Source organism: Planctomycetota bacterium (assembly GCA_016235865.1).
Lineage (GTDB): Bacteria > Planctomycetota > MHYJ01 > JACQXL01 > JACQXL01 > JACRIK01.
Window position 1 is genome coordinate 25,144 of the sequence record JACRIK010000003.1, and the last position, 22,513, is coordinate 47,656.

A 22,513-nucleotide genomic window follows, 5' to 3' on the forward strand; every position below is an offset into this window, starting at 1 on the left:
CATTTTTAATCTTTAGTTGACAAGTTTTTCCTAAAGTATATATTGTCCCTATTCCTTGAAATTATGGCGATAATATATTGACCCCATATGCCGTCCGAGATATATTATTCGAAATATTAATAAGTTAGGGAGGAAACTATATGCCGAATCCGAAAAGGAAGCATTCCAAAAGCCGCAAGGGAATGCGCCGGGCGCACCAGAGTATGAGCATACCAAGCGTCTCTCTCTGCCCGCGCTGTCATGCTGAAAAACTGCCCCACCGTATCTGCTCCAACTGCGGATATTATAAAGGCAGTGCCGCTGTGAAACTGTAGAACAACACCCCTGCCCAAGCGGGTGGCGCCAAAGCGCCACGGTGCCCTTATGGGCGCTCACCTGCCCCTCTGGATAGAGGGAATTGATAAGGGGAGAGTAGAAGACATCTTATGAAGATTGCTGTTGATGCTATGGGAGGCGACCGGGCTCCGGAAGAAATCGTTAAAGGGGCTCTGCTGGCGGCCGGTACATTCCCAGACGTTTCCATCTTGTTGATGGGAGATAAAAAGGCCATAGAGAAATGCGCCGGCGGGAATATCCCCAAAAATATAGAAGTCGTCCATACTTCACAGATAATCGGCATGGATGAGTCACCGGTTGAGGCCATCAGGCAAAAACCTGATTCCTCGCTGGTAAAATGTTTCACTTATGCCAAAGAGAAGAAAACCGATGCGGTGGTTTCGGCGGGTAATACCGGGGCGGCCGTGGCCGGGGCTACGATATTCTGCGGATTCTTGCCCGGCATCAAACGCGCCGGGATTTCCATACCCCTGCCCACTGAAAAAGGCGTGACCTACCTGATAGATGTCGGCGCCAATATCTTCTGCCACCCGATTCACCTGCTTCAGTACGGTATTATGGCTGCGGTTTATGCCAAACATATCAGGAAAGTCGAGAACCCCAGAGTGGGTCTGCTTAATATCGGCGAAGAGGATACCAAGGGCAACGAACTGGTCCAGGAAACCTGGGCGCTGATGAAAAAAGCACCGATAAATTTTACCGGCAATATCGAAGGCAATTATCTTTTTAAAGGTGATTGCGAGGTTATTGTCTGCGAGGGATTTGTCGGCAATGTGATTCTTAAAGTAGTCGAAGGCGCGGCTGAATTCCTGACCCGAAGTTTTATGGGCTCTTTGATGAAACTCAAGGACCAAATTCCGCAATTTGAGGCAATATTGCCCGGACTGGAGAAAATAAAAAAGCAGTCGGATTATTCTGAATACGGCGGGGCAATGTTAATGGGCATCGACGGTGTTTGTATTATCTCACACGGCCGTTCCAACGCCAAGGCCATTGCCAATGCCATTAAAGTGGCGGTTGAATCCGTCAATAACCAGGTCAATAAGCACATTGTGGATGAGCTCCATAAGACCAAATTGACCTGGTTTGATTTATATAAGAGTTGGAAGACGCACAGGTAAATTTCGGAATGCTGAATTGAAAGGATATGTCTATGAGAAAAACGATTCTCACCATTGCCTTAATAAGCTACAGCGTCTTGTCTGCAGGCTGTGTTGCAGCTTGGGTTGCAGGCGGAGCGATTGCCGGATACGGCGTTTACTCTTACATCAATGGCGAACTGGAGAGTAAATACCCGGTTGGGTTTGACAAGGCCTGGCAAGCATCTGTCAGCGCTATGGAACAACTGCAATTCACCAAGGAATCATCCACCCGCGACGGGCTGGCCGGCAAATTGGAAGCCAAGCGCGGAGATGGGACACCGATTACCATTAGTTTTGAACTTATCTCTGAGAATGTCACTTCTATCAGGGTAAGAGTAGGCATGTTCGGCGACCAGGAGATTTCGGAACGTATCCATGAACGTATCAAGACAAATATGGGCTTGTCGGCAAAATAATCGGCAGTCCCGATGTCCCTTACGGGATTTTATTATAGAATACCGTTAGGTAAAGCGGGACAGGTTGGAGTCAGCAAATGCAGAATAGCATCAGAAAAGAAATGACCTTGGGGGCGATATTCCTGGCCGCCATTCTATTCCTGATATTTGTCACCGTCAGCATATCGAAACTGAATCTCTTTTCCCATACCGAATACGTCAAAGTAAATTTTGAAAGCGTCAGCGGCTTAAAGAACGGCGACCCGGTCCGGGTCCTGGGAATGGAGGCCGGCACGGTCGACCGGATGAGAATCCTGCCTGATAATACAGTCAAGGTGGTGTTAAAATTATCCGAGGCGATTGAATTGCGGGAAGATTATAGGATTACAATCGAGGAATCAAGCATCCTGGGCGGTAATTTTATCGGAATCGACCCGGGCACGCCCGGTAAAAAGGTCGTCAATATGAAAACAACCCTCAAGGGTGAAGTAATATCAGCCGGACTGGATGCCTTGGGCGTTTTCATCAAGGAAAATAAGGATGAAGTGCGGGAACTCCTGAGCAAGGGCGCTAAAATCGTCAAAGACGCCTCGGAAGGCAAGGGCACCCTGGGCAAACTCCTGGTTGACGAGAGTTTGTATAACAACCTCAAGGACACATCGGAATCACTGAAAAATATGAGCAAAAAAGTTGAGTCCGGAGAGGGCAACCTGGGTAAATTCCTGAATGACGACCAGCTTTATATTGACCTGAAGGATTCGGTGGAATCCGTCAAAAAGACCCTGAAACAAATCGAGTCCAACAAGGGTTTCCTGGGTAAACTCATCTATGACGAAAAACTCGCCCAGCAGGTCTCTGACGCCGGCGATTCGGTGGTGAAACTCTTTGAACCGGTGGTTAAGACCAAGGTCTTCCTGGGCGTGGACAGCAAATATTACCCCGAATCCAAGGCGACGATTTCCGACGTCTTTCTCAGGATAGAACCGCGCGAGAGCAAGTATTTCCTGCTGGGCGGTTCTATTCTTTCGCTTGATAAAAACGGAGACGTCAGCTTTGACAAGCAGAGCCAGGATAAAGACCAAATCTTCATTAAAGCCAATGTCCAGATTGCCTACAGGTTTTTTGAAGACAGTTTTACCTTCAGGACCGGACTGATTGAAGGTAAATTCGGCGGAGCCATTGACTACGAAGAGCCGGTTTCTGACAGTTTTATCACTAAATTCGCCTTTAGTTTAGAGGCCCGGGACGGATACAACAGCGTGGCGGACGAAAAGATAGACGAGAATCTTCCGGCCGCCATGGTCCGCGCCTACGGCTCGTTGACGCTCTGGAATCATTTCAAGGTTTATGCGGGAACTTCGCGCCTGACCAGCGACACGCCTGAATTTATGACCGGTATCACCTTTGAGTATCTGGATGAGGATATCAAGAGTTTCGTAACTCTCTTAGGTATATCACGCTAAATTCCATAATGGCTACTATTAAAAATATCTTAGTTGTCCGCTTAGGCGGCATCGGCGATGTGACGGTTATCACGCCTGCCCTAAAGGCGCTCAGAAAACTATATCCCCAGAGCAAGATTTCGCTGATGACCAACCATTATTCCGCTGAAGTGGTGCGCGGCGCGCCTTACGCGGATGAGCTGATTACATTCACGGATTTATTCTCCACCCAGTCCGTATTTGAATTCCTCAAGCCGGGAATATTATACCAGTTATATTGCCTGGTAACCCTGATGCTCGGGCGGCGCTTTGACGTATTCATTTCGCTCCACAACCTGGTCAAATGGCCCAACGTGGTAAAGCCGTTCATATTATCCATCCTCAGCCAGGCGCCGGTGCGGGCCGGATTTAACACCCATAGCCGGGGATTTTTCCTGAATGTCAAAACGCCGGACGATTCCAATAAGCACCTGATGTTCCGATGCCTGGACGTGATAAAACAACTTGCTTCCCGCGGTAAAATAACTTATACGCTTCAGCCGCCATCGCCTGAGGTCTGGCTGGATGATAAGGACCGCGAATTTGCCGCTGATTTTTCCGGCCGGAATCCGACCGGCCTGCTGGTCGGCATCCACCCGGGCGGTAATACCCGGACTTATGCGACCCAATGCTGGCCGGCCGAAAGGTTTGCCCGGGTTGCCGACGCCATTGCTGATAAATATAAAGCCCGGATTTTGCTGACCGGCAGCAAAGCCGACCGGCATATATTGGACAAAATCACGTCTCAGTTAAAAATCCCTCCGCTTCGGCTTCCGGAAGATATCAGCGTGAAACAACTGGCCGCCATTATCGGCCGCTGTAATCTTTTCATCAGTAACGATACCGGCCCGATGCACCTGGCCGTGGCAATGAAGGTCCCGACCATCGGCATATTTGGAGGAGGCGATTTCAGCATCTACGGCCGCTATCCGGCCGAGATGGGCTTCACCGCCCTGAAAAAAGACCTGCCCTGCTCGCCCTGCTATCATAAAATAAAATGCCAACCGCCGGAATGCCTTGACAAAATAACGATGGAAGAGGTCCTGCAGGCAGTGGATAAGCAGCTAAAAATAATAAACAAAAATGGCTAAGATAAAAATCGTCCATGTCATCACCCGCCTGATTAAAGGCGGAGCGCAGAAGGTCTGCCTTGATATTGTTGAAGGGCTTCCCCAAGGCCAATACGAAGTGTCCCTGCTAAGCGGCCCGGAGACCGGCCCTGAAGGCTCGCTCTGGGACAAGGCCCGGCAGGTTCCGGGCGTCACCATCAAGGCCATCCCTGAACTGGTGCGCGAGATTTCTCCGATAAAGGATTTAACCGCTTTAATAAAATTATACTTCTACTTCTGTAAAACCCGCCCTGGCATCGTGCATTGCCACACCTCCAAGGCCGGATTTATCGCTTGCATCGCCGGATGGCTGGCCCGGGTGCCGGTTATTATTTACGCGCCCTACGGACATCTATTCTCAACCACTGCCATGATACCCTCGGTTTCGCACAGTACATTACGAATGCGATTATTTTATTATCTTACCAAATTGGTCTGCTTATTATCCGTGAAAGTCATTGCCCAAAACTCCGCTGACAGGGATGAGCAGGTGAAACTCCGCCTGGCGCCGGCCGGCAAATTCGAGGTCATCCATAATTCGGTGGAGGTCAGGCCTATATCCCAAACCGGTTCCGGCAGCAAACGCTACCCGCTTTTAGCCACAGTCGGGCGCCTGAGCGCTGAAAAGGGACAGGTATATCTTCTGGAGGCGCTTAAATCGGTCCGGAAGGAATTCCCGGACACCCAGCTCCTGGTTATCGGCGATGGCATACTTCGCAAGGAATTAGAGACGTTTGTGGAAAAGGAGAACCTGAATAACAACGTCAGGTTTACCGGGCTCTGTGACGACCCGTCCCAACTCCTCAAGGATATCGATATTTTTGTCCTGCCCTCGCTCTATGAATCATTCGGCATTGTTTTGCTCGAAGCAATGGCCCAGGGCAAACCGGCTGTGGCCAGCAATGTCAACGGCATACCGGGCGTGGTGGCTCATAATCAAACCGGTATTCTGGTCCCGCCGGCCAATCCACAGGCATTATCCGAGGCGATAATAAAGTTAGCCCATGACAAGGAACTGGCCTGGAAAATGGGTCAGGCCGGATATGAACTGGTAAAAAAATTATTCCGCAAGGAACAGATGGTGGCTGATTTTGACAATCTGTATAAAAGAACTATTGAAAAAACTCTCAACATGTCATTGCGAGCGACAGCGAAGCAATCTCATAGCGCTAATGCGATTGCCACGAGCACCTCTGGCGCTCTCGCAATGACGCAAGAAAGAACTCTAACTACGGCTCCAACAGTAATACCATCCGGATTAATAATAGAACCGGCTGCCAAATCCGACCTGCCGGTTATGGCCGCAATGCATCTAGAACCGTCTGCCACTAAGGTTCGAGAAATAATCCGGAAAAACAGCGGCGCTTATAGATTTTATCTTGATAAGGTAAAAATGTTTTACGCCATGGAACCCAATGGCGTATTGGTTGTCCGGGAAAATAATCAAATTGCCGGTTTTGCCATCATCTCTAAGAAATCCGGAAAAATGAAACAAACGGCATTCAAGAAGGGCTATATTCTGCATTTCGCCGTGAAAGCATTGCTATTGCAATATGGCACGGATAAAAAAATGCTGAAGAAGCTGTTCATGGTGCCGTATGCTAATTTTACCGGACGGCGGATTTCATCACCGGTAGCGCTGGAATCGGACAATCCCGCCAAGATATGGGTATTCATCGTAATGAAAGAATCACGCAATCAGGGCTTGGGTTTGAAACTTATTGAAGCCGCCTGCGCTTATGCCGGCCGGCAGAATAATAACATCAGCGCCACGTTCTTTAAGGATAATATCCCGGCCCTGAATCTCTATAAGAAAGCCGGATTCGCCATCCGCGGCGAGTGCCTGGAAAGCACCGGTCCGTCGTATTATCTGAGCAGGCGTTTGGCAAATACACCATCAAACAATCCGACATTAAAGCGGTCAATCAAGACCGCCAACCGCGCGGTCTATAATGCCAAGTCCGTTGAGCAATACGAGCAAAACCCGAGCATCTTTGAAGCCGGCCGCCAGGAAACCGTCAAAAATATTATCGCCCGGATAGCCAAACAAACCTCCGGCGGTACACCCCCACACCAAAACAACCTGCCCGACTACGCCGTTCAGACTGATTGGTGTGGGGGCAAATTCCTGGATATCGGATGCGGCACCGGCAACCTGGTCAAAAAAGGAAGCGGTTATTTCCCAACCGCGATTGGAATGGATATGGCGGTTAATCTCCTGAAACACGTGAAAAAAGCCAACCCGGAAATAAATCTCGTCGTCGCCGATGCCGATTACCCGCCGTTTAAGAATAATACCTTTGACTGCGTCACTTTATACGCCGCCCTGCACCATTTATTCAACCCGGTAAAAACCATGGGCGGAGTATCCCCGTTGGTAAAACCGGGCGGTTATCTTTATACCGACCATGACCCGAATTATTTCTTCGGCCGGTTCTATCGTTTTTACTATCGGCTCAGATACCGCGGCCAGCCGGGATTTGACACGGAAAACGAGGAAACGGCTGAATTCCACAATACCAAGACCGGCGGAATCAACCCCGAATCGCTGAAAGCAAAATTGCTCAACAACGGTTTCCGGGATGTGCAGATTAATTATCGCCACACCAGCAACCCGTCCCTGCCGCTGTTAGCACGTCTCGGCCTGTTGATGCTCAAGGCATCCGCCCGCATCGTGCCACTGAAAAGTTTCTATACCCACTTCTATATAATTGGCAGACGTTAACCCAGATAAAACCAACGTTACCACCTGTCATAATTTAAGCATAATTATACGATCTTTTTATATAACTCATTATATTATAGAATATTGTATAAATATCACCTCGCCAAAACAAGGGGGGAGGGGGTATGGTGGGGGGTAGTACCCTTGGCGCTACGGAGGTACGTCACCGGCGCTACGGAGGTGCATTCCAGGCCCTGCATAGGTGTATTCCAGGCCTTATATAGGTATATTCCAGGTGCTACATAGGTGCATTCCAGGCACTGCATAGGTGTATTCCATACGTTATAGAGGTATATTCCAAACGTTATAGAGGTGAGTTCCAGGCGCTGTGGAGGTAAGCTCCAGGCGTTATAGAGGTAAGCTCCAGGCGCTACGGAGGTAACCTCTTGGCGCTACGGAGGTAATCTTCTGGCGCTATGGAGTAGTGGCGTCTACAAACCCTCATAGGGGGGTATAAAAAGAGGATTTATGGTGATTCCGTTCCTAAAAGCAGGTGATTTTACCCAGATTATGGGTCACATAGCACTTATGTGACTAACATAGCCCTTAAGCAAGCTTGTTCAACTCCTAAGCAAGCCTGCTCAGCCGTCCGGCAAGCCTGCTCAGTCATTCTGCAAACCTGTAAAATCATTCAGCAAACCTGAAAAATCATTCTGCAAACCTGCAAAATCATTCTGCAAACCTGCAAAATCATTCTGTAAACCTGCAAAATCATTCTGCAAACCTGTAAAATCATTCTGCAAACCTGCTCAGTCATCCAGCAAACCTGCCCAGCCCATTCCTTATGTGCTGGGTGTCCCCGGATTCTGCCCCGGACACCCTCCTTTCCTTATCACCTTATTTACTTATCTACTGTTTTCTTTCCGCCTCTGGCGGGTGTCCCCATCTCAGTTGGAGACGTCCCTATCTCGCTTGGAGAGGTCTCTAACCCAGTTGGATACGTCTCTGAACCGTGGGAGAGGTCTCCATTCCGGCTGGAGAGGTCCCCATTCCGGTCGGGGATGTCCTGGAACGGCATGACACTTTAGGTTGCTTATAACCACGTTAGAAGCGAATATAGTGGCGCGATAAAATAATAAGTGTGTCTAATCACCCAATAGTGGACGCTTCTAATCGGGGCTAACGGGGTGAAGGATTATTAGATGTGGCCTACCCAGAGTTTACCCTGAGAAACAAAGGGTAGGAGAGCGTCCCCCGAATTCCACTGAATTTAGTTGGAACCTTTAATTATAACTTGGGTAGGAATAACTATTACACTTTGCAAACCCAACTGACCGTCAGAGTTATTACCCCAAACCCAAAGTGTGTTATCGGTCTTAAGAGCTAGTGTATGTAAACCACCACAAGAAATATGTTTCCAGTTAGTTGCATTACCTACCTGAACAGGTGAGATATGATTCACTATATTATTCAGTCCTAATTGGCCATAATCATTTTTCCCCCACGCCCAAAGTGTACCATCAGTCTTAATAGCAAGGGTATAATCATCTCCACAGGCAACCATCTTCCAATTGTTTGCTTTACCTATCTGGACTGGTGAGATGTGGACCACTGTATCACCCAATCCTAATTGGCCATAATCATTTTTCCCCCACGCCCAGAGCGTACCATCGGCCCGAATGGCTAAAATATGGCCGTTCCTGCTATCAACCGTCTTCCAATCGCTTTCTGTTCCTATTTTGGTTGGTGTAGTTCTTGAAATCAGATCTCCCAATCCCAACTGACCGTTATTATTATTTCCCCAAGCCCAGAGCGTACCATCGGTTTTAATAGCAAAGGTATGCCAATCAGAACACCTGATTTTTTCCCATGTGGTCTCGGCGCTAACCTGAACCGGCGAGAATTGTCTAATTGCATTACCTATTCCCAATTCACCATTACTATTATCGCCCCAAGCCCAGATTGTGCCATCGGATTTGATGGCGACTGTATGGCCCAATCCACAGGAAACGGTTTTCCAGTAGTCATTATCAGCACCTACCTTAATTGGTGAGTTAACGTATGGCACTTTACGTTCAGAATTAGACACTGGGATAAATTTATATAAGGATTCGTTTTTAGTGATATCACCCAATCCTAATTGGCCATAGTAATTCTCTCCCCAAGCCCAGAGTAAACCAGCGCTATCAATCGCCATAGTGTAATTCTGTCCGCAGGCAACTACTTGCCAATCACCGCCGGCTATATTCAATTTAGTTAGTGCACCAACGGGTAAGAAATCGTCTTTCCTGACACCTAATTTACCGCAATAATCATCGCCCCAGGCCCAGAGTCCGGTTCCGTATTTATCCTCGGCTATGGCTATACTGTGCGATATGCCAGCACCCACCTGCAACCAAGTCATACTCGTTTTAATACTGCCGTTGGTATCAGAATTTTCAAACCACGTCTGGACAATAAGCAGGCCAATGACGGATGATAAAACAACCCCTGATAACAACCCAATAACCAACCATTTAATATTTCTATTCATTTTTATCCGTCTCTTCACTATTACTCTTTAGCATATGTCCGTATATTAATAGTTTTTTCTGTCTTATTATCAGCGTTATCAGTGGCGATAACAGTCGCGCTGGTTTGGCGTCCAATAGTGAATGTGGCAGGTAAAATATATTCCTTCGATTTCACGAGGCTTAGATTATCCCTCACAGTTATACTGCTATTTAATCCAGCAGTAAGTGAACTCCCGGGCGCCGTCTCGCCGTTCTGCCCCGTTATATATATTACAATAAAACCCCCTTTTCCAGAATCAATTTCTGGCGGCGTTTTATCTATAGACACATTTATTGTTGCCTCACCACTTGCATTACCTGCCTTATCTATTGCAGTGCAGGTGGGATCATATCTACCATCGGTACTATAATGTTTATTAAGTGGATTTGGGACAGGCAGTTTAATTCCTGAACTTGGGTCAGGATCTTCAGCAGTAAAGGTCACAGTTACGGTTTTTATTTTATTATTGTACCAAATGCCGGCGTTGGGTTGCGGATCGCGAACTACTGTAAGAGTAGGCGAGGTCTTATCTATACTTACTTTCACGACTTCATAGTTACTTTTATTGCCGGCTTTATCAATTACCTGCCATTCTTTTCTGATATCACGGCCTTCTTCTGATACAACTTCCACCTTTGTAGCTTGCCCGTCAATCCCGGAAAGATTGTCGGTTGCCTTGAATGTTATGGTTACATCTGTATTATTCCAGCCATTCTTATTAGGGGCAATTTCATGAGTAATCTTTGGCTTAATTTTATCAATATTAATCGGCTGCTCGGTTTCCTTTAATGCCATATTACCTGCCTTGTCAAAGAAAAACCAGAATGTGCTTTGCCCAGCGCCTTCATCTGAAAGCACTTCCGTGTAAGTAGGTTCTCCGTCAATGCCGGAAAGATTGTCCGTGGCGTTAAACGTTACCGTTACATCGGTATTATTCCATCCATTGGTATTCGGCCCCGGCGCGATTACATAATCAATTGCCGGCGGTGTCCAATCAATATTAACTGTAACAACTACCTCTTCAGATTCCAAACCCAAAGTATCGCGTGCTCTCCGGCTTCGTTGAATTCCAGCCCCTTCTTCTGATATTACTACGATTTCTATTTCTGGAGTAGCAAGTGGCGCGCCTCCGGGGTCGCTCGCCCTGAAAATCACTGTTACCGGACCATTATACCAGCCATTGGCATTAGGCGCAGAAGGAATAACCTCGGCGCTAATTATTGGCGGGAGGTTAACTACTTCCGGTATCACGGGAAATGTCATCCCGCATCTCTGTGGTGCAAGTTCGGGAATATTGCCAATATCCTGCGTCGTGCCGTCTAAGGTTTCTTCTGAGGCGTGGGTTATCGGATATGATACGCTGACCGGGCCCCATTCATTGCCCGCTACAGCAGCCGCGCTTATCAGGGTGCTGGTAATACCATCTGATTCGGTTCGTTCTAATGAAGCATTATATAGCCCGCTGTCATTCAGCAATTCGCCATAGGTACTGATGGCTACCGTATCGCCAACCTTGGCGCTGGCCGGCCCTGAAACCTGAACCCAGACATTGTTGCCTTCGGTGTGGACTGATTGGTAATTCTCCCTGGGCGCAACCGGTATCGCTACCTCGTTGGTCCTCTCAAAACCAGTCCACTCAAGGGCAAACCTGGTGTGGTTGGAGATTCTTACGGCCAGCTGATTGGTGTCCTGAATCCGTACCCCTATCCTGATGCCCGGCCTGGTTATAGAATGGTCCCCCAGATAGCCGCTGTAATAGAACCTGGCTGATGAAGGCAGGGTTGAATCGGTTGGATTGTAGATACTGCCGGACGGGCCGGCTAAGAATGGTTCAGGGTTATTTTGAGCATAAGCCGTTGCAAAGGATGACCCTTCACTTTTGTATACATCGTTATCCTCAGAATGAATATGATTGTAATAGTAAAGATAACCGGCCCCCCCCCGGGTTGGGTCTGCCGCGGCCTCCGTCCACCACGAGCCAATGCCGCTATGCCAGTAGTCATAACTTTCCTCAACAGAAAGAATCCGGGCCGAGGATACTTCCACCATAACCGCGCCCCACAAGTAGGCAACCGGCGAGACAACGCCCTGGATTTCTATATAGACCACATCGCCCGGATTTGCCTTGAGAACATCGACCGGCTGACCGAATTCATCCAGCGCCACCGCGGTAAAATTAGGCGCCTGGGCATAAAGTCCTGAAGCAGATACCAATAGGACTAATAAAACCAGACCAACAATTCCAAAATAACGATTTGACATAACACACTCCTTTCTGCCCCTGATATAAGGACAGATATTGGCGAGTCTGGATGATGCTTAAATCAATGATGTCTTACTCTACAGATTCGAGCCTATTTATTAACAATCAATTAACTACATTATAATTCTACATCGCGTAATGTCAAGAAAAGAGAACTGTTTTTTTCACACCAACAGACCCTATGAACTACATGCATTATAAACTCCTCGGTTAAAACTCCACCGCCAACCCAAGCATATAATTCCGTTCCGGCGAGGGATAGAGCGCAATCGTCCCGCCGGAATTGGTTGCCCCGTATTCCTCATACCGCTGGTTGAATAAATTATTCACCCCCAGCGATGCCTTGACCTTCTTATACTGGTAGATGAATTTTGCATCCACGGTATTGTAGGCGTCCAGCGGCCTTTGCTGGTTGGGCTGGTCGGAAATCAGATAACGGCTTCCCACATAATTATAGTAGAGATTGACATTGAGATTCTCCACTGCCAGAGGCGGCGTGGTAATGATTATGCCGGCTTTATTATGAGGCACGCCCGGAACCTCGTTACCCCTGAACGCCCCCTGCTGGAATTCGGCGCTGGTATAGGTGTAATTCAGGGTGATGCGCGGTAATTCCTCGCCCGGCTTGTATTCCATCTTGGCTTCGACTCCCTGGCGGCTTATCCGGTCGTAGTTCTCGTTCTGGCCAAACGGCGGGGTATAAGGATTGTAGAAAATCTCGTTATCAACATCAATGCTGAAGAGCGACAGATTGGTCATCAGGTATTCAGACGGGTTATGCTTTACGCCGATTTCCACCTGTTGGCCGCTCTGAGGCTTGAGAGCGGAGTTCAATCCGCTCCAGGATGAAAAGTATTCATCAATAGCCGGGAACCTGAAACTCTGATTGTAATTAAGATAGACCGAATTGTTGTCCTGATACAAATAGGTCAAGCCCGCGTGGAACACATCTTCATTGAGTGTCTTGCGGGCCGACAGGCCTCCGCCATTAAAGGAGTAAAACGCCTTTTCATGCCGATAGCCGGTTGAAAACCCGTATTTCTTGCTGACCTCAATCTCGCCCAGAAGATACAGGCCCAGCGAATCCTTATCAGCGCCGGTGCCGGAAAGATTGCCCTGGTCCTTGAGCCAGTCAACCCCGGTGGTTATCTTAGCGGTCTGGCCGGTGATGCCGAACTCCCTGATATAGCGCGGGGCCAGATGCATTGAGTCAATCTTGTTATCAAAAGTCCCCCAAGGCATATAAGTTGCCGAAGAGGTCTTGTTGCGCAGGGATAAATCAGTGGTGAAATCGCCGATGTCATCAAATGAGTTATTGACCTTGAGTTTATAATAGTAATCCTCGGTGGTGGCCAGGTCATTGGGCGTGGTGGTTGACCGGCGTCCCGATGTTGCAATCTGGGCCGGCGTCAGGTAGCCGGGCAGGCCGTATTCGTCGTTATGGATGCCCAAACTCATCTCGGCATTAAACTCGTTACCGAAAATCAGCCCCAAACTGATATTCTTGTCATCGGAGTTGAAATACGAATTCTGCCGATAGCCGTCGGTATTGCGATAGGACTGGTTGACAGAGAAAGTCAAATCCTGATTACCGCCGTTGGCAAAGAAGGCGAAGTTGTTGGTATTGTAACTGCCGGAAAATGTGCTCAGTTTGCTGTTAACGCCCTGGCTACCCTTTTTGGTGATGATATTGATGGTGCCGGCCGTGGCATTGTCGCCGTAGAGAATACTTCCGGCCCCGCGCACGATTTCTATCTTGCTGACGTCCTCAATCGGTATCTGGGACCAGTCCGTGCCGGCCAAATCAACCTGGGTCACCCGCCGTCCGTCTACCAGCACCAGGGTATTCAACGGCCCGCCTTCGCCAAACCCGCGCATATCCAGGGTGACGGTTTTGCCGGTGCCGGTCCAGTCATTAACCATCAAACCGTTTTCGGTCTTCAGTATCTCGGAGATACACCGGGCATTGGATTTCTTGATGTCGGCCTCGCTGATGACCGTGACATTAGCCGGGATTTTGAGGAGTTCCTTTTCCGAGCGGGTCGCCGTGACGATGATTTCGCTGGTCTTTGTTATTGGCGCGGACGGCTCATCCGCAAAAACACTGTTGGCCATCATACAACCGATGGTCACTAACCCAATACCTGTTATCTTACCTAATCTTTCCATCTTCTTCTCCTTTCGAGAATACTTCCCAAGATAGATAATAGTCCGGGCTTGTCTCAATATTACATCAAGACATTACCGTTGCGGGGCAGCGTTCCGAATCACACGGAAACTTCCTTTATCTATCCGGTCTTAGAGCCAGTTAATCCGTATGGATGTTACTGGCTCTTATCCAGCACACTCCACGAACCCTGACGGGTTCTCTGAGCAAGAACCCGGAACGGGTAACTTATGTGCGGGATTAGATAGCACCATCCCGACCCGTTAGTTCGGGACAGGCAGGCGCCATCACTGGTTATTAATATTTTAAACTCCTAAAGTATTCCCTCTCCCCTGGTGGGAGAGGGCAGGGTGAGGGGGACACCCTCCCCTTAATCCCCTCCCATCTGAGCGCCATAAGGGCGCCATGGCGCTTCGGCGCCAAAGGGAGGGGAAAAGTTTTATTATAACCTCTCATTTTATCCTATCTTTAGGCACCGGTATCACATACGGCTTGCCTGAGATAGGATTTTCTTTTACCACCACCACGGTCTTATAAACCGCCTCAATATTCTGATAAGTCAGCACCTCAGCCGGGCTGCCGGACTTATATATCTTGCCTTCTTCCATGAGTATCAGCCGGTGGCAATATTCGCCGGCCGTATTAAGGTCGTGCAGGATAACCACAATCGTCAGTCCCTTTTCCTTATTAAGCTGCTTAAGCAGGTGCAATATCTCCACCTGATGCCCGATATCCAGGTGCGAGGTCGGCTCATCCAGCAAAAGCAGTTTCGGCTCCTGTGCCAATGCCTGAGCCAGGAACACCCGCTGTAATTCGCCTCCGGAAAGTTCGGTCACCATCCGCTCCCGCAGTCCGGAACATCCTGACAATTCCATTGCCCCTTTGATTATTTCTTCATCCCGTTCCGTAATCATCTCAAACCGTCCTAAATAAGGCGTTCGGCCCAAGGCCACAAAGTCATAGACCTTAAACGGAAATGCCATCATAAGAAACTGCGGCACGACGGCTATCTCCCGGGCCAGCGCCCTGACCGACCAGGCGCTGATTTCCTTTTCCTTATATGACAAACTACCGGTGTATCCGGGAATAATCTTGGTAATGGTCCGGAAAAGCGTGGTCTTGCCAGAGCCGTTAGGGCCGATGATGCCGACAAACTCCCCCTGATTTACCGCCAAGGAGATGTTTTTTATGACCTCCTTAGTTTGATAACCACTGGCCAGATTAGATATTTTTAGCATTTATAAGCATCCCTATAAAAAACACGCCGCCCACGATACCGGTAATGACGCCGACCGGCAATTCAGCCGGCGCGATAACGGTCCGGGCCAGGGTGTCGCTGACCACCAGGAATATCGCGCCGCTCAAGGCGCTGGCTATAAAAAGGCCGCGGCTTTGGGGCCCCACTATCGACCGCATAATATGCGGTATCATCAGGCCCACAAACCCGACCATCCCTGAAACCGCCACACAACAGCCGGTAATTAGAGAAGTAATAACAAATAAAAATGCCCTGATTCGATGCGGTGAAATCCCCAAATGGCTGGCCTTCTCATCACCCAGTGTTAAAACGTCTATATCACGGCTGAAAAAGACCAGAATCAAAACACCGGCTATAAGAGGGGTGGTTATCACTTTTATAATCGGATAATCTATGGTGGCAAAACTGCCCATCAGGAAGAAGAGCACGGATTGAATCTCGGTCGGCTTGGACACGGAAAATATAAGCAGGACCAGCGACGAGCATATAAATGAAAGCACCACGCCCGAGAGAATCAAACTACTGACCGAGAAATGGTGACGGCTGGTAATGACATAAACAATAATGACCGAAACCAGCGCGCCGATGAATGCCATGATAGGCCACGAGAAACTGGCCGCGGATAAAAACGGCACTATCATGCATAGAGCCACGCCCAGAACCGCGCCGCCTGAAATCCCGAGCGTATAGGGCTCGGCCAGCGGATTGCGCAGGATGGCCTGAAGCACCGCGCCGGCCACAGCCAGGCCCAGGCCGACCAACACTGCCCCTAATATCCTGGGCAGGCGCACCTCATAGACAATCTTTGCCTCTGTTTCTTCCGTCGTGCTACAAAAACCTCTTAAGTATTTATATGAAACCCCTGTCGGCCCAATGCCTAAACAGATAACAACTACGCTGGCCAGAACAGCCAATAATAAACCGATTATCAATATCTTGTTCATTTATTTCAGGTATTCCCGCATCTGCCTGACTGCCTTGATAAAATTAATCGGCGTGGGTTGGCAGAGCAGGTCCGCATTCATCACGTAAACCTTTTTATTATTCACAGCCGAGATGTTGGCAAACCGCTCTTGTTGCCACATCTGTTTGGCTTGTTCGGTTATCTGACCCATATCGCTGATAATAATAACATCAGGATTTCTCCGGATAATCTCCTCAACGCTTAAAGTCGGCCAGGGCAGGATGGAGTCAGCCGCGATGTTACGTCCGCCGGCATTGTTTATTATGTCGTTAATAAAGGTATTCCGGCCCGCGGTCATCAGGGGAGTTACATTCAACTGGATAAATACCTTAATCGGTGAAACACTTACTGTGGTGATCGACTTTAACTCAGCTTGTATCTGATTAAGGAATCCTTCTACTTCATTGATCTTATCCAGCAGTTTGCCGTAGAGCCGGAAATTGGATTCCATGTCCGCCCAGGAATTGGTCTCGCCGAACACAAACACCCTGATATTGAGCGATCTCAATTTCTCCACTATCTGAGGCCGGTTGCCGTCCTTGCTGGCCAGGATTAAATCCGGATTTAATTCCACTATCTTTTCAATGGATGGTTCTAAAAGGTTACCGATACTGGTGGCGCTGATGCCAACACAGAAATCCGTCCGGCCGACGATTCTATCCTGGGCATTGAGTATCTTGACATTCTCGGTAACAGCCGGCGCCAGGGAAATAATCCTTTGAGTGGTTATGGGCAATATAAATGGAATCCCGGTTGCGTCAGTAATTACGTTGAGTGACAAATCCGCCTTTTGCACATGGGCATTTTTCTCATTTCCCTGCGGACAGCCGATAAGCGTTAAACATAACACAAGAAACGCCATCCCAAGAAATATTTGTTCTTGCGTTCTGGAGTTTATCCTGAGGTCCTTCGAAGGATTCTTCAGTTCTTTAGTGTCACTCATATTTTACCTCCCTAAATAAATAATATACGCCCCGAATAGTACGGCCACCTCGGTAATCTCGTTAACCGCGCCGAGGATATCGCCGGTTATTCCGCCTAAAATGCGCTTGGAAATCATCGCCATAACCATTGCCACGATAACCGGAATAATAACCGCTGCCAGCCAGATAAAATTATCTGAAATAATACAGAGCGCCAAGGTAACCAGCAGCATAACGGCGGTGGATATAATGGCGTCCGTACGGGTGAGATTATCCACAAACGGCTTGGCTGTTCCCTCAGATGCCGCCGGGGCATAGGAACTGGCAAACGCCGCAATGACCATTGACCACCGACTCAGCAGCGGTATCATAATTAATGTTATATTAGAATAATACGGCATGGCCAACGGCAAACTGGCCAGTACCGACCATTTTAGCAGCAGGATAAAAAATATGCCGATAACCCCCATTACGCCGACGTGCGGGTCGCGCATGACCTTGACAATTTCCTCCCTGCTCCGCCCGGCATAAAACCCGTCGCACATATCGCTCAGGCCGTCCAGGTGCAGACCTCCGCTTAAAGCGGTCAATGCCAAAAGCACCAGCGTGGCCGTAACCGTGGCAGAGAAGTTCAGCGGACCGAATGATAATATCTTAAGAAGAATTAGAAACAATCCGATAAGCAACCCGATTAGCGGAAAATAGCGCATGGACCGGGACAGGTCTTTGGGCTCCACCGAACCTAACTTAATCGGTATCGGGGTCAGGAATTGCAATGCCATAAGTAATGCTTTCATTTTATTCCTCCTTTATTTTCTCAGCCACACTCGCTTCGGCAAAGGTGGCCATTTCGTTAAGAATACGTACAGCCGATTCGCACAGTGACATGGCCAGGGCCGCGCCGGTGCCTTCGCCTAATCTCAGATTCAAATCCAGGAACGGTTTCAAGCCCATATGAGCCAGGGCGTATTTATGCCCGCGCTCCTGGGAACAGTGGCTGGCGATAATAAAATCCTTGGCCTGCGGCGCCAATCTGGTAGCAATCAATGCTCCGGCGCCGGAGATAAATCCGTCAATCACCACTGGAATCCGGTGCCGGGCCGCGCCTAAAATCAGGCCGGCAATCCCGCCTATCTCATAACCGCCCACCTTGGCCAAGACATCTATCGAATCAGAAGCATCCGGCTTATTCAGCGCAATGCCTTTCTTGATGCTGGCCACCTTCTTTGACCAAGTCGCTTCGTTGATGCCGGTGCCGTAGCCGGTCACATCTTCTACCTGGCAGCCGGTAAATACTGACGTAATCGCGCTACTCGGCGTGGTATTACCAATACCCATATCGCCCGTGCCGATGATGTCTATGCCTTTTGATATTTCCTCTTCCACCAACCTAATTCCGGTCTCTATGGATTTGATCGCCTCTTCACTGCTCATTGCCGGGCATTTGGTAAAATTCCTGGTCCCTTGGCTTATCTTGCAATCCTTAAATCCGTTGCCTGACAACTGTCCGTCCACGCCCATATCAACTATAACCACCCGGGCGTTGACCTGTTTGGCCAGGACATTAATCCCGGCTCCGCCCCGCAGGAAATTATAGACCATCTGAGGCGTCACCTCTTTGGGATAGGCGCTCACCCCTTCCTCGGTGACGCCATGATCAGCCGCTAAAGTAAATATAACCTTATGTTTAAGCATCGGCAATTCCTTGCCGGTGATACCGGCAATGTGTTTAGCCAATTCTTCCAGCCGTCCTAAACTGCCCTGTGGCTTGGTCAGATTATCCAACCGTTTCTGGACCTTGGCCATCACAACAGTATCAAGCCGTCCGATTCCAGATACGGTCTCATCAAGTAAATTCATACAATCCTCCTCGCTCGGAGTTTACACTGAGCGCAGCGAACGTGCTCTACGCTCCACGCTCTATGCTACTTTATCTTCAACGCTATCCCGGCCATCATCATATAAACCTCATCGGCGGCCCGGGCGGTTATCTGGTTGACAATGCCGGACAAATCCCGAAAATCCCGGCCTAATTTACCCTCCGGCACAATCCCGGCCCCGACCTCGTTAGTCACTATAATCACGGTCAATTCAGAATCATTAATAACCTTGAGCATGCTTTCAATCCGGTGAATTATCTTATCGTGATCATTCAGCTCAATAAGAAGATTAGAGGTCAACATGGTCAGGCAATCAATCAGCACCACCTCGGACAGGCCTTTCAAGTTCATCAGGACCGTATCGATATTCTTGCCTTCTTCCACGGTCTGCCATTCGGCCGGCCTGGATTTCTGGTGATGCTTGATTCGCTCCTCCATCTCAGCATCCTTGAATGTGGACGTGGCAATATAAACCGTGGTGGTCTTGTGCAGTTGCCTGGCCAATTCAACGGCATAATGGCTCTTACCGCTCCGGCATCCGCCGGTAATAAGAATCAGTTTCTTACTCATAACTTTATTATTTTATGTTCGCAGGTCTTGGGCTCTAATTTCCAGAAGTCATTCAGGCCATTACCGTTCATCTCGCCGACAATGATTCTGAAAGGACCGCTGTGCGTGACAATGGCAACCATCCGGCCGTTATGATTGCTCCGGTCTAATTTCCTCAGGAATCTGGTTACACGTTTATGGAGCATAATCGGCGTCTCGCCGTTTGTGGCGCCGTATTTGAGCGGGTCTTTATACCATTTCTTAACATCAGCCGGAAACTTTACCTTGATTTCTTCCAGCGTATGCCCCTCCCATTTGCCCAGATTGGATTCTCGGAGTAAAGAATCCTTAATCAATTTTATCCGGCGTTTACCCAAAGCAATATCAGCCGTCTGGAGCGTCCGAGTCATCGGACTGGCATAAATCACATCAATCTTGTGTTTACTAAGCGAGCGCCTGAGCCGCTGGGCCTGCCTGATGCCTTTACTGTTTAATGGCGCGTCAATCGCGCCGCCGCAATAACGTTTTTCGATGGTATAGTCGGTCTCGCCGTGGCGGATAAGAATCAGTTTCATAATATATAATCTCTCAATGTAATCCCTCCGTCCCTGCGGGACTACGGGATAAGTGCGACTAATTCGCTTACGCTCAAAGTCGCACTAAATAAAAAAATCCCGCACACAACCTACTTCCCTGAACTATCAAAGAAATAGATTACGTGCGGGATTGCACCCTGATTTACTTCATCCCGGTTATATCAGTAAATACCCTTTTCCACGAAGATATTTACAATATAGCAAATCCCGCTATTCAGCGGGATAACTCGCTGTAACATCCTAACGGATTAACAGCGAGTAAGACGGCAGGTCTTCTGGCTCACGGCTCATCCTACTCATCTCGCCTTCCCATTCCTAAGAACAGTGGCATCGTGAGATTTTCGTCCCCGTATACAGCGGCGGGACCGCACCGATTTTATGGCATTCGTTATCACCACATTCGGATTCCCTATATCCCGGACATAATCCCAGTGGGATTATGTATCGGGTCGCCTATCTTATGAACTAAACTAACTATTATCTGACCAAAGTCAATAAATAAATACTATTTTATAATCCGGCCTGCTTGATTATTTCCGGCACCAGGTGCCCCAGACCCAGCGGCATAATGTGGATGCCCTGGCAGTGAGGCTTGATGTCCCTGATAATCCGGGCCGCTATCTCCACGCCTTTGGATAATTTATCCTTGGTCTCTTTTACCTCTTTTATCATATCCTCCGGTACAAACACACCGGCCACGTTCTCGTTCATAAACCGCGCCATGCCGACCGACTTCAATATAATAATCCCGGCCAGAATCGGGGTGGTGATGCCCTGTCCCCGGACCTTATCCACGAAGGCGCGGAATTTGTCCACCTCAAATATGGATTGGGTCTGGATGAACTGCGCCCCGGCCCTAATCTTCTTTTCCATCTTCATTATCTGCAATTCCACCGGCTCCAGGCAGGGCGAGACCACGCCGCCCAGCAGAAAATTCGGACTGCCGTCCAGTTTATTGCCGGCAATGTCCTTGCCTTCCATCAGTCCCTTGGCCGCGGCAATGAGCTGGACCGAATCCAGGTCAAAGACACCCTTGCACTGGGGATGGTCGCCCAAGCTCTGATGGTCGCCGGTCAAGCACAGGATATTTTCTATGCCGAATATGGCGGCGTTAAGAAACTCGGATTGGAGCGACAGGCGATTACGGTCCCGGCAGACCACCTGCATTATCGGCTCGTATCCGCGCTCCTTGAGTTTGATACAGGTAGCCAAACTGCCCACCCGCATCACGGCTGACTGGATATCGGTCACATTAACCGCAGTCACCTTCTCGCCGAAATGCTTGGCCTCGTCCAGGCAGGCATCCATATTAATGCCCTTAGGCGGACCAACCTCCGAAGTAATAATGAATTTACCTGATTTTAATGCCTCGCTTAATTTGCTCATCTAAATACCTCCGGTATACGAAAGAACGCAAGAACTGAAGGACTAAAGAACAGATTTATTTCTTTAGTTCTTTCGTTTCTTCGTCCTTCTGTTTTTCAGTTGTTACTGTTTGGTACGCTTCGTGGATTATCGTTGCCGGGCGCTTGACCGCGCCGTAATTCTTGGGCAATTTAATCTCCTTCAACAAATCCAGCTTACCTAATTTCTCCAGGCGTTTATATATCAATACCCAACCGCAGTCACGGGTGCGTTCCACCTCACACTTGCCCTTTTCGTGGCCACCGCATGGGCCGTTCATCAAACTCTTGGAGCACATGGTCACCGGGCAGACCCCGCCGGTCTCATCCAACACGCAATCCCCGCAGCCCAGGCAACGCTCCATCCAGATTCCGGGTTGGATAGTCGCGCCCATAAAATTAGTATTAAGGCCCGGTAATAAAACCTTTTCCCCGCCCAGCACCTCGGCCGTAAACTGGACCCCCACACCGCAGGCAATGGAAAGAATCGCATCATATTGGGTTAACTTATCTTTTACTTCTTCGATATACTCGCGGTCGCACTGACGCAGAATGGTGATGGTATCTATTTGCTTCTGGACCTTATCCATATCAAAAGCCATCTGCAGTTCTGTCTGGAGCAACCCGGCTTCCTTTTCCCCACCGGCCATGCAGATAGCCACGCAAGACCCGCACCCTAAAACCAAAACTTTATTGTATGGCTTGAGCATCTCTTTAATTTCATCAATCGGTTTACGTTTAGCGACTATCATATTAAGCTCCTCTTACTCGCTGTTAGACCTATGGTCGTTACAGCGAGTTAGATCCCGACGAATGTCGGGATATACCT

18 protein-coding genes and 1 riboswitch are annotated in these 22,513 nt (G+C 48.8%); of the genes, 6 read left to right on the top strand and 12 right to left on the bottom strand.

The genetic code is table 11. From position 1 onward, the window contains the following. The first annotated feature begins 140 nt into the window (after window positions 1-140). The 6 genes from rpmF to HZA49_01590 all read left to right on the top strand — a co-directional run bounded on the left by rpmF (window position 141) and on the right by HZA49_01590 (window position 7,188). Window positions 141-314: a 50S ribosomal protein L32 gene (gene rpmF, locus HZA49_01565; GenBank protein MBI5778129.1), complete on the top strand. Its 174-nt coding sequence runs from the start codon at window positions 141-143 to the stop codon at window positions 312-314. Between the two features lie 111 nt (window positions 315-425). Beyond that, window positions 426-1,457 carry a phosphate acyltransferase PlsX gene (plsX, locus tag HZA49_01570; GenBank protein ID MBI5778130.1) on the top strand — a complete coding sequence of 344 codons (1,032 nt, stop codon included), beginning with the start codon at window positions 426-428 and terminating at the stop codon, window positions 1,455-1,457. Window positions 1,458-1,489: 32 nt separating this feature from the next. Continuing rightward, window positions 1,490-1,894, top strand: coding sequence for a DUF3568 family protein (locus tag HZA49_01575; protein ID MBI5778131.1), 405 nt, complete (start codon window positions 1,490-1,492; stop codon window positions 1,892-1,894). 77 nt (window positions 1,895-1,971) lie between these two features. Continuing rightward, window positions 1,972-3,336 (top strand): MCE family protein, encoded by a 1,365-nt coding sequence (locus tag HZA49_01580; GenBank protein ID MBI5778132.1) that lies wholly within the window; start codon window positions 1,972-1,974, stop codon window positions 3,334-3,336. Between the two features lie 8 nt (window positions 3,337-3,344). Next, on the top strand, window positions 3,345-4,445 hold the full coding sequence (locus HZA49_01585) for a glycosyltransferase family 9 protein (protein ID MBI5778133.1): 1,101 nt from the start codon (window positions 3,345-3,347) through the stop codon (window positions 4,443-4,445). After that, window positions 4,438-7,188 (top strand): GNAT family N-acetyltransferase, encoded by a 2,751-nt coding sequence (locus HZA49_01590; GenBank protein MBI5778134.1) that lies wholly within the window; start codon window positions 4,438-4,440, stop codon window positions 7,186-7,188. The genes HZA49_01585 and HZA49_01590 overlap by 8 nt, the downstream gene beginning before the upstream one ends. Before the next feature lie 1,210 nt (window positions 7,189-8,398). Here the strand turns inward: HZA49_01590 and HZA49_01595 are convergent. From HZA49_01595 to HZA49_01650, 12 genes are all read right to left on the bottom strand, one after another. Then, window positions 8,399-9,661 carry a hypothetical protein gene (locus HZA49_01595; protein MBI5778135.1) on the bottom strand — a complete coding sequence of 421 codons (1,263 nt, stop codon included), beginning with the start codon at window positions 9,659-9,661 and terminating at the stop codon, window positions 8,399-8,401. 20 nt (window positions 9,662-9,681) lie between these two features. Beyond that, entirely contained in the window at window positions 9,682-11,943 is a 2,262-nt protein-coding gene (locus tag HZA49_01600) for a hypothetical protein (protein ID MBI5778136.1), read from the bottom strand. 211 nt (window positions 11,944-12,154) lie between these two features. Continuing rightward, entirely contained in the window at window positions 12,155-14,113 is a 1,959-nt protein-coding gene (locus tag HZA49_01605) for a TonB-dependent receptor (GenBank protein ID MBI5778137.1), read from the bottom strand. Between the two features lie 450 nt (window positions 14,114-14,563). Continuing rightward, complete coding sequence (locus tag HZA49_01610; GenBank protein ID MBI5778138.1) at window positions 14,564-15,349, bottom strand: ABC transporter ATP-binding protein; 786 nt, start codon at window positions 15,347-15,349, stop codon at window positions 14,564-14,566. Next, window positions 15,333-16,313 carry an iron ABC transporter permease gene (locus HZA49_01615; protein ID MBI5778139.1) on the bottom strand — a complete coding sequence of 327 codons (981 nt, stop codon included), beginning with the start codon at window positions 16,311-16,313 and terminating at the stop codon, window positions 15,333-15,335. Before HZA49_01615 ends, HZA49_01610 begins: the two co-directional genes overlap by 17 nt. Beyond that, window positions 16,314-17,276, bottom strand: a complete 963-nt coding sequence (locus tag HZA49_01620) for an ABC transporter substrate-binding protein (protein MBI5778140.1) — start codon at window positions 17,274-17,276, stop codon at window positions 16,314-16,316. A gap of 3 nt (window positions 17,277-17,279) precedes the next feature. Next, the gene (gene cobS / locus HZA49_01625) at window positions 17,280-18,053 is read right to left on the bottom strand and encodes an adenosylcobinamide-GDP ribazoletransferase (protein MBI5778141.1); all 774 of its coding nucleotides are present in this window, start codon (window positions 18,051-18,053) and stop codon (window positions 17,280-17,282) included. A gap of 1 nt (window position 18,054) precedes the next feature. Beyond that, window positions 18,055-19,116: a nicotinate-nucleotide--dimethylbenzimidazole phosphoribosyltransferase gene (gene cobT, locus HZA49_01630; GenBank protein ID MBI5778142.1), complete on the bottom strand. Its 1,062-nt coding sequence runs from the start codon at window positions 19,114-19,116 to the stop codon at window positions 18,055-18,057. 65 nt (window positions 19,117-19,181) lie between these two features. Beyond that, window positions 19,182-19,706, bottom strand: coding sequence for a bifunctional adenosylcobinamide kinase/adenosylcobinamide-phosphate guanylyltransferase (gene cobU, locus HZA49_01635; GenBank protein MBI5778143.1), 525 nt, complete (start codon window positions 19,704-19,706; stop codon window positions 19,182-19,184). Continuing rightward, window positions 19,703-20,260 carry a histidine phosphatase family protein gene (locus tag HZA49_01640; protein MBI5778144.1) on the bottom strand — a complete coding sequence of 186 codons (558 nt, stop codon included), beginning with the start codon at window positions 20,258-20,260 and terminating at the stop codon, window positions 19,703-19,705. The genes cobU and HZA49_01640 overlap by 4 nt, the downstream gene beginning before the upstream one ends. 268 nt (window positions 20,261-20,528) lie before the next feature. Then, a riboswitch (cobalamin riboswitch) is annotated at window positions 20,529-20,750 on the bottom strand. 41 nt (window positions 20,751-20,791) lie between these two features. Beyond that, on the bottom strand, window positions 20,792-21,667 hold the full coding sequence (locus HZA49_01645; GenBank protein MBI5778145.1) for a methylenetetrahydrofolate reductase: 876 nt from the start codon (window positions 21,665-21,667) through the stop codon (window positions 20,792-20,794). A gap of 55 nt (window positions 21,668-21,722) precedes the next feature. After that, entirely contained in the window at window positions 21,723-22,436 is a 714-nt protein-coding gene (locus HZA49_01650) for a methylenetetrahydrofolate reductase C-terminal domain-containing protein (GenBank protein MBI5778146.1), read from the bottom strand. Between the last annotated feature and the right edge of the window lie 77 nt (window positions 22,437-22,513).

What these genes read in the sequence shown, in the direction of transcription:
- rpmF (MBI5778129.1), top strand. Translation starts at nt 141, where the DNA reads ATGCCGAATCCGAAAAGGAAGCATTCCAAAAGCCGCAAGGGAATGCGC.
- HZA49_01640 (MBI5778144.1), bottom strand. Translation starts at nt 20,260, where the DNA reads ATGAAACTGATTCTTATCCGCCACGGCGAGACCGACTATACCATCGAA.
- plsX (MBI5778130.1), top strand. Translation starts at nt 426, where the DNA reads ATGAAGATTGCTGTTGATGCTATGGGAGGCGACCGGGCTCCGGAAGAA.
- cobU (MBI5778143.1), bottom strand. Translation starts at nt 19,706, where the DNA reads ATGAGTAAGAAACTGATTCTTATTACCGGCGGATGCCGGAGCGGTAAG.
- cobS (MBI5778141.1), bottom strand. Translation starts at nt 18,053, where the DNA reads ATGAAAGCATTACTTATGGCATTGCAATTCCTGACCCCGATACCGATT.
- HZA49_01600 (MBI5778136.1), bottom strand. Translation starts at nt 11,943, where the DNA reads ATGTCAAATCGTTATTTTGGAATTGTTGGTCTGGTTTTATTAGTCCTA.
- HZA49_01610 (MBI5778138.1), bottom strand. Translation starts at nt 15,349, where the DNA reads ATGCTAAAAATATCTAATCTGGCCAGTGGTTATCAAACTAAGGAGGTC.
- HZA49_01585 (MBI5778133.1), top strand. Translation starts at nt 3,345, where the DNA reads ATGGCTACTATTAAAAATATCTTAGTTGTCCGCTTAGGCGGCATCGGC.
- HZA49_01580 (MBI5778132.1), top strand. Translation starts at nt 1,972, where the DNA reads ATGCAGAATAGCATCAGAAAAGAAATGACCTTGGGGGCGATATTCCTG.
- HZA49_01645 (MBI5778145.1), bottom strand. Translation starts at nt 21,667, where the DNA reads ATGAGCAAATTAAGCGAGGCATTAAAATCAGGTAAATTCATTATTACT.
- HZA49_01615 (MBI5778139.1), bottom strand. Translation starts at nt 16,313, where the DNA reads ATGAACAAGATATTGATAATCGGTTTATTATTGGCTGTTCTGGCCAGC.
- HZA49_01650 (MBI5778146.1), bottom strand. Translation starts at nt 22,436, where the DNA reads ATGATAGTCGCTAAACGTAAACCGATTGATGAAATTAAAGAGATGCTC.
- cobT (MBI5778142.1), bottom strand. Translation starts at nt 19,116, where the DNA reads ATGAATTTACTTGATGAGACCGTATCTGGAATCGGACGGCTTGATACT.
- HZA49_01605 (MBI5778137.1), bottom strand. Translation starts at nt 14,113, where the DNA reads ATGGAAAGATTAGGTAAGATAACAGGTATTGGGTTAGTGACCATCGGT.
- HZA49_01575 (MBI5778131.1), top strand. Translation starts at nt 1,490, where the DNA reads ATGAGAAAAACGATTCTCACCATTGCCTTAATAAGCTACAGCGTCTTG.
- HZA49_01620 (MBI5778140.1), bottom strand. Translation starts at nt 17,276, where the DNA reads ATGAGTGACACTAAAGAACTGAAGAATCCTTCGAAGGACCTCAGGATA.
- HZA49_01595 (MBI5778135.1), bottom strand. Translation starts at nt 9,661, where the DNA reads ATGAATAGAAATATTAAATGGTTGGTTATTGGGTTGTTATCAGGGGTT.
- HZA49_01590 (MBI5778134.1), top strand. Translation starts at nt 4,438, where the DNA reads ATGGCTAAGATAAAAATCGTCCATGTCATCACCCGCCTGATTAAAGGC.